Source organism: Nocardiopsis moroccensis (assembly GCF_055763695.1).
In genome coordinates this window covers 5,634,741-5,648,635 of sequence record NZ_CP199747.1, presented here as the reverse complement: position 1 = coordinate 5,648,635, position 13,895 = coordinate 5,634,741, and the positions used below count along the sequence as shown (strand labels likewise).

Here is a 13,895-nt window from a genome sequence, read left to right as displayed (position 1 = left end):
CTGCTCTCCCGCCAGCGCCGTAGCGCCCTCTCCCCGTCCACACAGCGGTGTGCGGACCGACAACGACGAAACGGCGGCGGGGCCACCCCCGGTGTGGGGGTGGCTGACCGCCGCCGTCAGCTCAGCCAACGTTCAGGTTGACGCTTACCGGTTGTACGGCCCGAAGTCGTACTCCTCCAGGGGAACGGCCTCTCCCGATCCCTGACCGAAGGTGTACTCGCTGGGCTCCTCGTAACCGGAGACCGAGTACATCGAGGCCTTGGCCTCCTCGGTCGGCTCCACCCGGACGTTGCGGTACTGCGGAATTCCGGTACCGGCCGGGATGAGCTTACCGATGATGACGTTCTCCTTGAGGCCGAGCAGCGGGTCGCTCTTGCCGTGGATCGCGTTCTCGGTCAGCACGCGGGTGGTCTCCTGGAAGGAGGCCGCCGACAGCCAGGACTCCGTGGCCAGCGAGGCCTTGGTGATACCCAGCAGTACCGGACGTCCGGCGGCCGGCTGGCCGCCTTCGGACACGACGCGTCGGTTGATCCGCTCGAACTTGGGCCGCTCGACCATCTCACCGGGCAGCAGCTCGGTGTCGCCCGACTCCAGGATGTTCACGCGCTTGAGCATCTGGCGGACGATGATCTCGATGTGCTTGTCGTGGATGGACACACCCTGCGACTTGTACACCTCCTGGACCTCCGACACGAGGTGCTGCTGCACCGCGCGCGGGCCCTGGATGCGAAGCACCTCGTGCGGGTTGATCGCACCCTGGATGAGCTGCTGGCCGACCTTGACGTGGTCGCCGTCGCCCACCAGGAGCTGCGCACGCATCGGGACCGGGTAGGCGATCTCGTCCGTGCCGTCGTCGGGGATGACGACGATCTTGCGGCTCTTCTCGGTGTCGTCGATCCGGATCCGGCCCTCCATCTCGGAGATCGGAGCCATACCCTTGGGGATACGGGCCTCGAAGAGCTCCTGGACACGGGGCAGACCGTGGGTGATGTCCTGACCGGCCGAACCACCCATGTGGAAGGTACGCATGGTCAGCTGGGTGCCGGGCTCACCGATGGACTGGGCCGCGATGATACCGATCGCCTCACCGACGTCCACCGGCTTACCGGTCGCCATGGAGCGGCCGTAGCAGGTGGTGCAGACACCGATCTTCGCCTCACAGGTCAGCGACGAGCGGATGCGCACGCGGGTGACCCCGTGGGCGACGAGCTTGTCGATGTTCTGCTCGGAGGTGTCGGACAGCGCCGGGAGCACGAGGTTGCCCTCGGGGTCCAGCGTGTCCTCGGCGATCGTCCGACCGAAACCGGTGTTCTCGACGTTGTGCTTGCGCACGACGACGCCGGCGGCGTTCTTCTCGCCGATCTCGTGCCAGAGCGAACGGTCGGTGCCGCAGTCGATCTCACGGACGATGACGTCCTGCGCGACGTCCACCAGACGCCGGGTCAGGTAACCCGAGTCGGCGGTACGCAGGGCGGTGTCGGCCAGACCCTTGCGCTGACCGTGCGTGGAGATGAAGTACTCCAGCACGGACAGGCCCTCACGGTAGGAGGACTTGATCGGACGCGGGATCGTCTCACCCTTGGTGTTGGAGACCAGACCACGGATACCGGCGATCTGGCGCACCTGCATCGGGTTACCACGCGCACCGGACTGGACCATCATCCACACCGGGTTGTCGGCGGGGAAGTTGTCCTCCATGTTCTTGGCGACCTCGGCCGTGGCCTGGGTCCACACCTCGGTGAGCTCCTGACGGCGCTCGTCGTCGGTGATCAGACCGCGGTCGTACTCGCGCTGGATCTTGTCGGCCTTGCCCTCGTAGCCGCTGAGGATCTCGGCCTTGCGCGGAGGCGCGACGACGTCCTCGATACCGATGGTCAGACCGGACCGGGTGGCCCAGCGGTAACCGGCGTCCTTCAGGGCGTCCAGGGTCGTGGCGACCTGGACCTTGGGGTAGTTCTCGGCGAGGTCGTTGACCAGGACCGAGACCTGCTTCTTGCCCACCTGGAAGTTGACGTAGGGGTAGTCCACCGGGGTGGCCTCGTTGAAGAGGTACCGGCCCAGGGTGGTCTCCAGGACGTAGACGTCGCCCTGCTCCCAGCCCTCCGGCGGCGTCCAGTCCTTGGGCGCGGGAGCGCCGTCGGCGATACGCAGCCGGATCCTGGCCTGCAGGTCCAGGTCGCCCAGGTCGTAGGCCATGATGGCCTCGGCCGGGGAACGGAAGGCACGGTCCTCGCCCCTGGCCCCGGGCTTCTCCGTCGTCAGGTAGTACAGACCGATGATCATGTCCTGGGTGGGCATGGTCACGGGCTTGCCGTCGGACGGCTTGAGGATGTTGTTGGTGGCGAGCATCAGCAGCCGCGCCTCGGCCTGGGCCTCGGCGGACAGCGGCAGGTGCACGGCCATCTGGTCACCGTCGAAGTCGGCGTTGAACGCCGTGCACACGAGCGGGTGGATCTGGATGGCCTTGCCCTCGACCAGCTGCGGCTCGAAGGCCTGGATGCCCAGACGGTGCAGCGTGGGAGCACGGTTCAGCAGAACCGGGTGCTCGGTGATGACCTCTTCGAGGACGTCCCACACGACCGGACGGGACCGCTCCACCATGCGCTTGGCGCTCTTGATGTTCTGCGCGTGGTTCAGGTCGACCAGGCGCTTCATCACGAACGGCTTGAAGAGCTCCAGGGCCATCTGCTTGGGCAGACCGCACTGGTGCAGCTTGAGCTGCGGGCCGACGACGATGACCGAACGGCCGGAGTAGTCGACTCGCTTACCGAGCAGGTTCTGCCGGAAACGGCCCTGCTTGCCCTTGAGCATGTCGGACAGCGACTTGAGCGGACGGTTACCGGGACCGGTGACCGGGCGGCCGCGGCGGCCGTTGTCGAACAGCGCGTCGACGGCCTCCTGCAGCATCCGCTTCTCGTTGTTGACGATGATCTCGGGCGCGCCGAGGTCCAGAAGCCGCTTGAGGCGGTTGTTCCGGTTGATGACGCGGCGGTACAGGTCGTTGAGGTCGGAGGTCGCGAAGCGGCCACCGTCCAGCTGCACCATCGGACGCAGGTCCGGCGGAATGACCGGGATGCAGTCCAGCACCATGCCCATGGGGCTGTTGGTGGTGTTGAGGAACGCCGAGACGACCTTGAGCCGCTTCAGGGCGCGAGCCTTCTTCTGGCCCTTGCCGGTGCGGATGGTCTCCCGGAGCTTCTCCGCCTCCTCGTCCAGCTCGAAGTTGGACAGGCGGTCCTGGATGGCCTGGGCGCCCATGCCGCCGCGGAAGTACTTCCCGAAGCGGTCCCGCATCTCGCGGTAGAGCATCTCGTCGCCCTCGAGGTCCTGGACCTTGAGGTTCTTGAAACGGCTCCACACCTCGTCGAGGCGGTCGATCTCGCGCTGGGCGCGGTCGCGCAGCTGGCGCATCTCACGCTCGGCGCCCTCGCGCACCTTGCGGCGCGCGTCGCCCTTGGCGCCCTGCTCCTCCAGCTCGGCCAGGTCGGCCTCGAGCTTGCGGTGGCGCTCCTCGATGGTGGAGTCGCGGCGCTGCTCCAGGTGCTGCTTCTCGACCGAGATCCGGGCCTCCAGCGACTGGAGGTCGCGCTCACGGGCCTCGGTGTCCACCCACGTGACCATGTAGGCGGCGAAGTAGATGATCTTCTCGAGATCCTTCGGCGCCAGGTCCAGCAGGTAGCCCAGCCGGGAGGGCACGCCCTTGAAGTACCAGATGTGCGTGACGGGGGCGGCCAGTTCGATGTGGCCCATCCGCTCCCGGCGCACCTTGGCACGGGTCACCTCGACGCCGCAGCGCTCACAGATGATGCCCTTGAAGCGGACGCGCTTGTACTTGCCGCAGTAGCACTCCCAGTCCCGGGTCGGACCGAAGATCTTCTCGCAGAAGAGTCCGTCCTTCTCGGGCTTGAGGGTGCGGTAGTTGATGGTTTCGGGCTTCTTGACCTCGCCGTGCGACCACTGGCGAATGTCGTCGGCGGTGGCGAGGCCAATCCGCAGCTCGTCGAAGAAGTTGACGTCGAGCACTTAATTCGTCCCCTGCTCTCGGATTCCGCGGAAGTTAGACCTCTTCGACACTGCTCGGCTCTCGCCTGCCCAGGTCGATTCCCAGTTCTTCCGCGGCGCGGAAGACGTCCTCGTCACTGTCCCGCATCTCGATGGACATACCGTCACTGGACAGCACCTCCACGTTCAGACAGAGCGACTGCATCTCCTTGATGAGCACCTTGAAGGACTCAGGGATACCCGGCTCAGGGATGTTCTCGCCCTTGACGATGGCCTCGTAGACCTTGACGCGACCCACCACGTCGTCGGACTTGATGGTGAGCAGCTCCTGGAGCGCGTAGGCGGCACCGTAGGCCTCCAGCGCCCAGACCTCCATCTCACCGAAGCGCTGACCGCCGAACTGCGCCTTACCGCCCAGCGGCTGCTGGGTGATCATGGAGTACGGACCGGTGGAGCGGGCGTGGATCTTGTCGTCCACGAGGTGGTGGAGCTTCAGGATGTACTTGTAGCCGACGGAGATCGGCTCCGCGAAGGGCTCACCGGTACGGCCGTCGAACAGACGGGCCTTGCCGTCGGTGTTGATGAGGCGGTCGCCGTCCTTGTTCGGGCGGACCGACTGGATGAGGCCGCTGAGCTCGTCACCGTGCAGACCGTCGAAGACCGGCGTGGCCACACGCGAGTTCGGGTCGACCTCGGCGGCGCCGATCGCGTGCAGCGACTTCTGCCACTCCTCCTCGACACCCTCCACCAGCCAGCCGTTCTTGGCCAGCCAGCCCAGGTGGACCTCCAGTACCTGACCGACGTTCATTCGGCCGGGGACGCCCAGCGGGTTGAGGATGATGTCGACGGGGGTGCCGTCCTCCAGGAAGGGCATGTCCTCCTGGGGCAGGATCTTCGAGATGACGCCCTTGTTGCCGTGACGCCCGGCGAGCTTGTCACCGTCGGTGATCTTGCGCTTCTGGGCCACGTAGACGCGGACCATCTCGTTGACGCCGGGGGCGAGCTCGTCGCCCTCGTCGCGGCTGAACACCCGGACGCCGATGACCTTGCCGGTCTCGCCGTGCGGCACCTTCAGGGAGGTGTCGCGGACCTCGCGGGCCTTCTCGCCGAAGATGGCGCGGAGCAGGCGCTCCTCCGGGGTCAGCTCGGTCTCGCCCTTGGGCGTGACCTTGCCGACGAGGATGTCGCCGTCGACGACCTCGGCACCGATGCGGATGATGCCCCGGTCGTCGAGGTCGGCCAGGACCTCCTCGCTGACGTTGGGGATCTCGCGGGTGATCTCCTCCGGGCCCAGCTTGGTGTCGCGGGCGTCGACCTCGTGCTCCTCGATGTGGATCGAGGAGAGGACGTCGTCCTGCACCAGGCGCTGGGAGAGGATGATCGCGTCCTCGTAGTTGTGGCCCTCCCAGGACATGTACGCCACGAGGAGGTTCTTGCCCAGCGACATCTCGCCCTGGTCCGTGGAGGGACCGTCGGCGAGGACCTGCTTGGCCTCGATCCGCTGCCCCTCGTACACGATGGGGCGCTGGTTGAAGCAGGTGCCCTGGTTGGAGCGCTGGAACTTGCCCATCCGGTACGTCTTGCGGGTGCCGTCGTCGGCCATCACCGTGACGTAGTCGGCGGTGACGTCCTCGACCACGCCGGCCTTCTCCGCGACGATGACCTCACCGGCGTCGGTGGCGGCACGGTACTCCATGCCGGTGCCGACGAAGGGCGACTCGGCGCGGAGCAGCGGCACGGCCTGGCGCTGCATGTTGGAGCCCATGAGCGCGCGGTTGGCGTCGTCGTGCTCCAGGAACGGGATCATGGCGGTGGCGACCGACACCATCTGGCGCGGCGACACGTCCATGTAGTCGACCTCGTCGGTGCTGACCTGCTCGAACTCTCCGCCCTTACGGCGGACGAGCACGCCGGCCTCGGCGAAGGTGCCGTCCGGGTTCATCGGCGTGTTCGCCTGCGCGATGACGTAGAGGTCCTCCTCGTCCGCGGTGAGGTAGTCGACGTGGTCGGAGATGCGACCGTCGATGACCTTGCGGTACGGGGTCTCCACGAAACCGAAGGAGTTCACGCGGCCGTAGGCGGCCAGCGAGCCGATCAGACCGATGTTCGGTCCCTCGGGCGTCTCGATCGGGCACATGCGGCCGTAGTGGGACGGGTGGACGTCCCGGACCTCGAAGCCCGCGCGCTCACGGGACAGACCGCCCGGACCCAGCGCCGAGAGGCGGCGCTTGTGGGTCAGGCCCGCGAGCGGGTTGGTCTGGTCCATGAACTGGGACAGCTGCGAGGTGCCGAAGAACTCCTTGATGGAGGCCACGACGGGGCGGATGTTGATCAGGGTCTGCGGCGTGATCGCCTCGACGTCCTGGGTGGTCATCCGCTCACGGACGACGCGCTCCATCCGGGCCAGGCCCAGACGGACCTGGTTCTGGATGAGCTCGCCGACGGTGCGCAGGCGGCGGTTGCCGAAGTGGTCGATGTCGTCGGTCTCGACCGGACGGGGACCGAGGGTGGTCTCCTTCTCGACCTCGCCCGCGTGCAGGCGGACCAGGTAGTCGATGGTGGAGACGATGTCCTCTTCGGTGAGGGTGCCCTGCGTGAAGTCGGTGTCCAGACCGAGCTTCTTGTTGATCTTGTAGCGACCGACCTTGGCCAGGTCGTAGCGCTTGGGGTTGAAGTACAGGTTCTCCAACAGCGCCTGGGCCGACTCCTTCGTGGGCGGCTCTCCGGGGCGCAGCTTGCGGTAGATGTCCAGCAGCGCGTCGTCGGTGCCCGCTGTGGGGTCCTTCTCCAGGGTGTTGCGGATCGACTCGTACTGGCCGAAGCGCTCCAGGATCTGGTCGGTCGTCCAGCCCAGCGCCTTGAGCAGGACGGTGACGCCCTGCTTGCGCTTGCGGTCGATGCGGACGCCGACGAAGTCGCGCTTGTCGACCTCGAACTCCAGCCAGGCGCCGCGGGACGGGATGACCTTGCAGCCGAACAGGTCCTTGTCCGAGGTCTTGTCGACGGACTTGTCGAAGTAGACACCCGGGGAACGGACCAGCTGGGAGACGACTACGCGCTCGGTACCGTTGATGATGAAGGTGCCCTTGACGGTCATGAGCGGGAAGTCGCCCATGAACACCGTCTGGCTCTTGATCTCACCGGTGTCGTTGTTGATGAACTCCGCCGTGACGAACATCGGGGCGGAGTACGTCATGTCCTTGTCCTTGCACTCCTCCTCGGAGTACTTGGGCGGCTCGAACCGATGGTCGCGGAACGACAGCGACATCGTGCCCGAGAAGTCCTCGATCGGACTGATCTCCTCGAAGATCTCTTCGAGACCGGACTGCTCCGGAACGTCCTTGCGGCCGGCGTTACGGGCCGTCTCGACCCGGGTCTTCCACGTGTCGTTGCCCAGCAGCCAGTCGAACGACTCGGTCTGCAGGGCCAGAAGGTTGGGAACCTCGAGGGGCTCCTGGATACGGGCGAAAGAAACGCGGTGCGGACCAAGGGCGTTAGCGGAGGCGTTGCGCGAGGCTGCCAACAGGGGTCCTTCCGAAGGCTTGTGGCGGTTGAAGCGCGCACGCCAGACGATCCGTCACGAGAAGTACCGCCGCAACGCGGTTGAGACGGTCACATCGATCGGGTTCGGGCTTTCCGGATCCAGCGAAATGGGATGGCGGAAACCGAACACCGATACAGGGATCACCAAAGGGCAGCGCAAAAGAGCAGTGTAGCCGAACACCACACCGCTGTCCACTCACGGTCCACAACGCCACTCACGACACCGGCAGGATCACCCGTGGAGGGCGATCCGTCAAGCCCGCCCCTCGTGCACCGGCGCCCCTGTCGGGGGGACTCCGGCCCGGGTTCCGACCGACGGCGGAGCCGACGGCCATCCCCGGGGGGGAGGCCCTGGACCATCAGGGTGAAACAGCGCGCCTGCCCTGGCCCCTCGGGGGATGTGAGCCAACGGACACCCGGAAAGGTTCCCCCGCCCAAGGCGGGTAAACACTCTCCCCGTGCCCCGTCAAGATTCCCGGGACGGGAGGTTATCGCGTCCAGGGGACAGTTCGCACACGCGGGCTCGGCGGATTCCGCCCCGGACCGCCCCAGCTTCGCACACCACCCGGCGCACGGCAGGTCAGACACGGCGCCGTTCATGACATACGGGACGTCGGACCGCGCGCTCGACGGACGTTCGGCCCCCGTTTCCGGCCGGCGGGCCCGGGGTCGTCGGCGGCGCGGATCCCCCGGCACCGTTCCGCCCCGCGCCCGGAGGGGGCGTCAGCCCTCCCAGGACACAGGAAAGCGGCCGCCCCTCCCGGAGGAGGGACGGCCGCTTCACGCAGACCAGCGGGCATCTGGGGCCCGCGGAGGACTACTTGAGGGTGACGGAGGCGCCAGCGCCCTCAAGGGCGGCCTTGGCCTTGTCCGCGGCCTCCTTGCTGACGCCCTCGAGGAGCGGCTTCGGGGCGTTGTCGACGAGGTCCTTGGCCTCCTTGAGACCCAGGCTCGTGAGGCCGCGGACCTCCTTGATGACCTGGATCTTCTTGTCGCCAGGGCCCTCGAGGATGACGTCGAACTCGCTCTGCTCCTCGGCCTCCTCGGCGGCGCCGCCACCGGCGGGGCCGGCAGCGACGACGGCGGCCGGGGCGGCGGCGGTGACGTCGAACTTGTCCTCGAACAGCTTCACGAACTCGGAGAGCTCGAGGAGGGTCATCTCCTCGAACGCGGCAAGCAGGTCCTCGTTGCTGAGCTTCGCCATGGTGCGATCTCTCTTTCTCTAACGACACGCGCGCCCGACGGCGCATCGTGCGAGCCAGTGGCCGGGCGCCGTCGGCACCCGCCGTGGTTCATGGGGTTTAAGCGGCTTCCTCGGAACGCTTGTCCGCCAGGGCCTGCGCGAGACGCACAGTCTTGGACGGGAGCGCCTGGAAGACGGCGGCGGCCTGGCCCTGCTTGGCCTTGAGCGCACCGGCCAGCTTCGAGAGGAGAACCTCTCGGGACTCCAGATCGGCCAGCTTGGTGACGTCCTCGGCGCTCATCGACTTACCGTCGATGAGACCGCCCTTGATCACCAGGGGCGAGTTCGCCTTCGCGAAGTCACGCAGACCCTTGGCGGCCTCGACGACGTCCCCGCGGACGAAGGCGATGGCGGACGGGCCTTCGAGCAGATCAACGATCTGCTCGTCGACTCCGGCCTCCTTGACCGCGAGCTTGGTCAGCGTGTTCTTGACGATGCGAAAACGCGCTGTCTGACCGAGGCTGTTACGCAGTTCAGTGATCTGCGCAACAGTGAGCCCCCGGTATTGGGTCAGCACGGCGCCGTTCGACTCACGGAACTCGTCCGAGAGTTCGGCGACCGCGGCTGCCTTGTCCGGCCTCGCCATGGGACTCCTTCCAACAGTGAACGCTGGTTGGTTCCCAAGGACTCCACGATCGGCGTCAGCACGAGAAAAAGCCCCGAGCGCGAGGCGCACGGGGCACGACCGCGTTCTCAGAGCGTGGCTTGCACGCACCGGAACGGGAAAGCTCTGGTGACACCTGCGCGGGCGCCCATCAACGGGTCCTTGGGTCACCCGAGCGGGTGACGACCAGCGGTCTTCGGCAATTACCAATGCTAACGGACGAATGGGGGTGCTCGTCCAATCGGGGCCGCACGCGGAGGTGATCCACGCCTCATCCTCCCGGCCCCGATCCGCTCTCCGGGAGGCCGAGGAGGAGGCGGCATCACCGTTCTGTGAGGAACGGATACCGATCACGCCCACCGACGGAACGCGATACCGGGAATGTCCGTCGAAGATGAGAACATCGAGTCACAGTTGACGGGCGCCCCCCGCTCTCCGACGCGCCCCGCTTCCCCCATCGAAGAAAGTGAACACTTCTCTTGAAGACCCGTACCCCGGCCTTCCTGGCCGCCGGTTCCCTGTCCCTGGCCCTCGCCCTCACCGCCTGCGGCAGCGACGCAGCCGAGGAGGAGACGACCGAGGCCGCCGCGGAGGAGGGGTAGGGCGACGACAAGAAGAGCACCATCGAGGACCTGCTCAGCAGCCTCGGGGGCAACACCGACGAGGTCACCAACTACACCCTCACCCTCGACATGACGACGCCCGACCCCGACATGGGCGAGATCACGATCGGCATGGTCTACGAGGTGATGGACGACCCCGAGGCCGTCCAGACCACCATCAGCATGCCGTTCGTCGGCGAGATGATGTTCGAGATGATGTCCCTGGGCGGCGAGCTGCCCGCCGACGTCACCGCCGAGGACCTGGGCACCGGCACCGTCATCACCGAGGAGGGCCAGGAGCCGCTGGTCGCGAACCCGTACGGCCTCGAGGGCGATGCCCCCTGGATCCGCGGCGGCCTGGGCCAGATGGAGCAGGACCCGAACGACGTCTTCGACATCGATTCGCTGCCGGATCTCGCCGGGGCCCTGGCCGAAGTCGACCAGGCCGAGGAGACCGGGACCGAGGAGATCGACGGCGTCGAGACCACGGTCGTCCAGGGCACCATGACCGCCGAGGACCTGGACGGGCTCACCCCCGAGCAGACCGGTGTGCTCGAGAAGCTGATGGGCGGCGAGGTCGCCGGGTCCCTGGACACCACCCTGTGGATCGACGACGACGGCTTCCCGATGCGGACGGAGTTGTCCGACGACGAGGCCGACGTCTCGATGGAGTTCTCCGCCATCGACTCGACCTCCTTCGAGATGCCCGCCGAGGACCAGATCGGCACCGCGTAACCGCACACACCGCGTAACCGCATACGCCGACGGCCCCCGTCTCCGCGAGGAGGCGGGGGCCGTCCGCTGCCCCGGGACAGGGGCCCGGACAACAGGAAGGCCCCGGCCCGCCGGCTCGCCGTCCGGGGACGGCGGCGGTCGGGGCCGGGGCCCGCAGGATCAAGCAGGCGTGTCAGGCCTCGAGCGGAATGCTCGGACCCATCGTGGTGGTGACCACGGCCTTCTTGATGTAGCGACCCTTGGCGGCGGACGGCTTGAGGCGGTTGACCTCGTCGATCGCGGCCTTGTAGTTCTCCAGCAGCTTGGGCTCCTCGAAGGAGACCTTGCCGATGATGAAGTGCAGGTTCCCGTGGCGGTCCACGCGGAACTCGATCTTGCCGCCCTTGATGTCGGTCACGGCCTTGGCCACGTCCGGGGTGACGGTGCCCGTCTTGGGGTTGGGCATGAGGCCGCGCGGACCGAGCACGCGGCCGAGGCGGCCGACCTTGCCCATGAGGTCCGGGGTGGCCACGACGGCGTCGAAGTCGAGGAAGCCGTTCTGGACCCTCTCTACCAGCTCGTCGTCACCGACGATGTCGGCGCCAGCGGCACGAGCCTGCTCGGCACGCTCACCGGTCGCGAAGACCAGGACCCGAGCGGTCTTGCCGGTGCCGTTCGGCAGGTTCACGGTGCCGCGGACCATCTGGTCGGCCTTGCGCGGGTCGACGCCCAGGCGCAGGGCGACCTCGACGGTCGCGTCGAACTTGACCTTGGTGGTCTCCTTGGCCAGCTTCACGGCCTCGGCGGGGCTGTAGAGCCGGTCGCGGTCCACCAGGTTCTCGGCTTTGCGGTGGTTCTTGCTGCGCTTCACGCTGTTCTCCTAAGGGAACGTGTGGTCCTAGGGCCAGCGCCTGGCCCTGCCACTGTGGTTCTTGCCGTCGAGCGGCCCCGAGGGGGAGCTACTTGACCTCGATGCCCATCGAGCGGGCGGTACCGGTGACGATCTTGGCCGCGGCCTCGATGTCGTCGGTGTTGAGGTCGGGCAGCTTGGTCTGCGCGATCTCACGGACCTGGTCGGCGCTGATCGAACCGGCGGTGGTGCGGCCCGGGTCGGTGGCGGCCTTGTCCAGACCGGCGGCCTTGAGGATCAGCTTCGGCGCCGGGGGCGTCTTGGTGATGAAGCTGAAGGAGCGGTCCTCGTAGATGGAGATCTCGACGGGGATGACGCTGCCGCGCTGGGCCTCCGTAGCAGCGTTGTACTGCTTGCAGAAGTCCATGATGTTGACGCCGTGCGGACCGAGGGCGGTACCGACGGGCGGCGCCGGGGTCGCCTGACCGGCGGGGAGCTGCACCTTGACGAGTGCGGCAAGTTTCTTCTTCGGAGGCATATCGGGTCCTTTGCCTGATCTGCGTTGTGTGCCGGCCCCTGCCTCCCTGACGGCACCGCGGGGTCACGGGACCACGGCGGAACCGCTGCCGAAGGAGGCTGCCCGCGTTCGGGTACGGGGTACCCGGGCGCGGAGTCACGGCCCGTCGGGACCGGACGGGCCGGAGCGTGTCCCGCCTGGGCGAGGCACGCGACAGTGGGTCCGCCCATCACGGGGCGGACCCACCAAGTCTACGTCGCCCGGACAGTGGTCCGGGCGGGTTGTGGGGAAGACCCCACGGGGTCAGATCTTGGCGACCTGGTTGAAGGAGAGCTCCACCGGGGTCTCACGGCCGAAGATCGACACCAGCACCTTGAGCTTCTGGGTGTCGGCGTTGATCTCGCTGACGGTGGCGGGCAGGGTCGCGAACGGACCCTCCATGACCGTGACGGACTCGCCGACGTCGTAGGCCACGTCGGAGCGGGCCTCGCCGCCGCCGGAACCCTTGACCTGCTGGGTCTGCTCCGGCTCCTCCTCCGGCTCGGGGGCCAGGAGCTTGGCCACCTCGGTGAGGCTCAGCGGGGCGGGCTTGTTGGACAGGCCCACGAAACCGGTGACACCGGGGGTGTTGCGGATGGCCGACCAGGACTCGTCGGTCAGGTCCATGCGGACCAGGACGTAGCCGGGCAGGACCTTCTCGGTGACCTGCTGGCGCTTGCCGCTCTTGACCTCGGTGACCTCGTGCTCGGGCACCTCGACCTGGAAGATGTACTCCTCCATGTTGAGGGACTGGGTGCGGCTCTCGACGTTGGCCTTGACCCGCTTCTCGTAACCCGCGTAGGTGTGCACGACGTACCAGTCGCCGGGCAGCAGGACGAGCTCGTTCTTGTACTCCTCGACGGGGTCGAGGCGGGGCAGCTCGGGCTCGGCCTCGGCTTCGTCGGATTCGGTTCCGTCGGCAGCCTCAGCGTCGTCGGCCTCGGCGTCAGCGGCCTCGTCGGTGCTCTCAGCGGCCTCTTCGGCCAGCTCCGGGCTGTCGGCGTCGGTCTGCTCGACCGTTTCCTCGGACAGCTCGCCCGCCAGGCCGGTCTCTTCCGCCGACGACTGATCCGGCTCCTCTTCGGGGAAGTCGTCAGAGGTCAGTGGGGACTCGGACACGGCTGCTCTTTCTCTCGTCGGATTCGCTAGTGCGTGCGACGCACACCGAACAGGCCGTGCGTCGAACCCAGTTCTGCCAGCTTACGGTCTTTCCGGGCGACGCGGGACCAACGCGCGGACGAGCGGGGGCGGGGTGGCCGCGAAAACGGGCCACCGCCAAGGGAACCCGCGGGGTTCCCGGAGGCGCGGTCTGGGGGCTCCTAGGCGCCCGCGGGACGGCCGAAGGTGCTGTAGAGCCAGGTCACGGCCTCGCCGAAGGCGAAGTCGAGAAGGGAGACATAAGCGAGGACGATCACGACGAACACCAACACGACGATGGTGTAGGTGACGAGTTCCTTGCGCGTGGGCCAGCGGACCTTGCGCAGTTCTCCGACGACCTGCTTGGTGAACGTCACCGGACCGGTACGACGCTTCGGCTCCTTGTCGGGCTTGGCGTCGGCGTCAGTCTGAGTCACCTGGGGTCCTTAGGGTCGCGGGCTGCTTCGTATCCCCGTAGTTCCGTTGTCTCCGTGGCGGGGCGACGATGAACGCCACCCCGTACCACGTGCGGACTTGCAGGGCAGGAGGGACTCGAACCCCCAACCGCCGGTTTTGGAGACCGGTGCTCTGCCAATTGAGCCACTGCCCTTGAGCGGAAACTGCGCTCCCCACCATAGCCGGTT

The 13,895-nt window shown here is 67.2% G+C and carries 11 protein-coding genes and 1 tRNA gene; 2 read left to right on the top strand and 10 right to left on the bottom strand.

From position 1 onward, the window contains the following. Nucleotides 1–144: 144 nt before the first annotated feature. The 5 genes from ACUKCB_RS24990 to rplJ form a co-directional block, all read right to left on the bottom strand. Nucleotides 145–4,023, bottom strand: coding sequence for a DNA-directed RNA polymerase subunit beta' (locus ACUKCB_RS24990; protein WP_473038023.1), 3,879 nt, complete (start codon nt 4,021–4,023; stop codon nt 145–147). A 34-nt stretch (nt 4,024–4,057) separates the two neighbouring features. Then, on the bottom strand, nt 4,058–7,525 hold the full coding sequence (rpoB, locus tag ACUKCB_RS24985; protein WP_452542709.1) for a DNA-directed RNA polymerase subunit beta: 3,468 nt from the start codon (nt 7,523–7,525) through the stop codon (nt 4,058–4,060). Nucleotides 7,526–7,579: 54 nt separating this feature from the next. Continuing rightward, nucleotides 7,580–7,741, bottom strand: a complete 162-nt coding sequence (locus ACUKCB_RS24980; RefSeq protein ID WP_191266676.1) for a hypothetical protein — start codon at nt 7,739–7,741, stop codon at nt 7,580–7,582. Nucleotides 7,742–8,362: 621 nt separating this feature from the next. After that, nucleotides 8,363–8,749 (bottom strand): 50S ribosomal protein L7/L12, encoded by a 387-nt coding sequence (gene rplL, locus ACUKCB_RS24975; RefSeq protein WP_473038022.1) that lies wholly within the window; start codon nt 8,747–8,749, stop codon nt 8,363–8,365. A gap of 97 nt (nt 8,750–8,846) precedes the next feature. Next, nucleotides 8,847–9,374 carry a 50S ribosomal protein L10 gene (rplJ, locus tag ACUKCB_RS24970; RefSeq protein WP_191266683.1) on the bottom strand — a complete coding sequence of 176 codons (528 nt, stop codon included), beginning with the start codon at nt 9,372–9,374 and terminating at the stop codon, nt 8,847–8,849. A 497-nt stretch (nt 9,375–9,871) separates the two neighbouring features. Between rplJ and ACUKCB_RS24965 the strand changes: the two genes are divergently transcribed. Continuing rightward, nucleotides 9,872–9,994 (top strand): hypothetical protein, encoded by a 123-nt coding sequence (locus ACUKCB_RS24965; RefSeq protein WP_473038021.1) that lies wholly within the window; start codon nt 9,872–9,874, stop codon nt 9,992–9,994. Between the two features lie 21 nt (nt 9,995–10,015). After that, the gene (locus ACUKCB_RS24960) at nt 10,016–10,729 is read left to right on the top strand and encodes an SCO4651 family lipoprotein (protein ID WP_473041126.1); all 714 of its coding nucleotides are present in this window, start codon (nt 10,016–10,018) and stop codon (nt 10,727–10,729) included. 172 nt (nt 10,730–10,901) lie between these two features. Here the strand turns inward: ACUKCB_RS24960 and rplA are convergent, their stop codons facing one another. From rplA to ACUKCB_RS24935, 5 genes are all read right to left on the bottom strand, one after another. Continuing rightward, entirely contained in the window at nt 10,902–11,579 is a 678-nt protein-coding gene (gene rplA / locus ACUKCB_RS24955; protein ID WP_473038020.1) for a 50S ribosomal protein L1, read from the bottom strand. A gap of 88 nt (nt 11,580–11,667) precedes the next feature. After that, nucleotides 11,668–12,096 (bottom strand): 50S ribosomal protein L11, encoded by a 429-nt coding sequence (gene rplK / locus ACUKCB_RS24950; protein WP_473038019.1) that lies wholly within the window; start codon nt 12,094–12,096, stop codon nt 11,668–11,670. Nucleotides 12,097–12,378: 282 nt separating this feature from the next. Beyond that, nucleotides 12,379–13,233, bottom strand: a complete 855-nt coding sequence (gene nusG, locus ACUKCB_RS24945) for a transcription termination/antitermination protein NusG (RefSeq protein ID WP_473038018.1) — start codon at nt 13,231–13,233, stop codon at nt 12,379–12,381. A 200-nt stretch (nt 13,234–13,433) separates the two neighbouring features. After that, entirely contained in the window at nt 13,434–13,688 is a 255-nt protein-coding gene (gene secE / locus ACUKCB_RS24940) for a preprotein translocase subunit SecE (protein ID WP_191266703.1), read from the bottom strand. Nucleotides 13,689–13,788: 100 nt separating this feature from the next. Then, nucleotides 13,789–13,861 (bottom strand) — tRNA-Trp (locus ACUKCB_RS24935). Nucleotides 13,862–13,895 lie beyond the last annotated feature (34 nt).

Excerpts from the sequence above, each read along its gene's own strand:
- rplJ (WP_191266683.1), bottom strand. The coding sequence starts at position 9,374 with ATGGCGAGGCCGGACAAGGCAGCCGCGGTCGCCGAACTCTCGGACGAG.
- rplL (WP_473038022.1), bottom strand. The coding sequence starts at position 8,749 with ATGGCGAAGCTCAGCAACGAGGACCTGCTTGCCGCGTTCGAGGAGATG.
- rplK (WP_473038019.1), bottom strand. The coding sequence starts at position 12,096 with ATGCCTCCGAAGAAGAAACTTGCCGCACTCGTCAAGGTGCAGCTCCCC.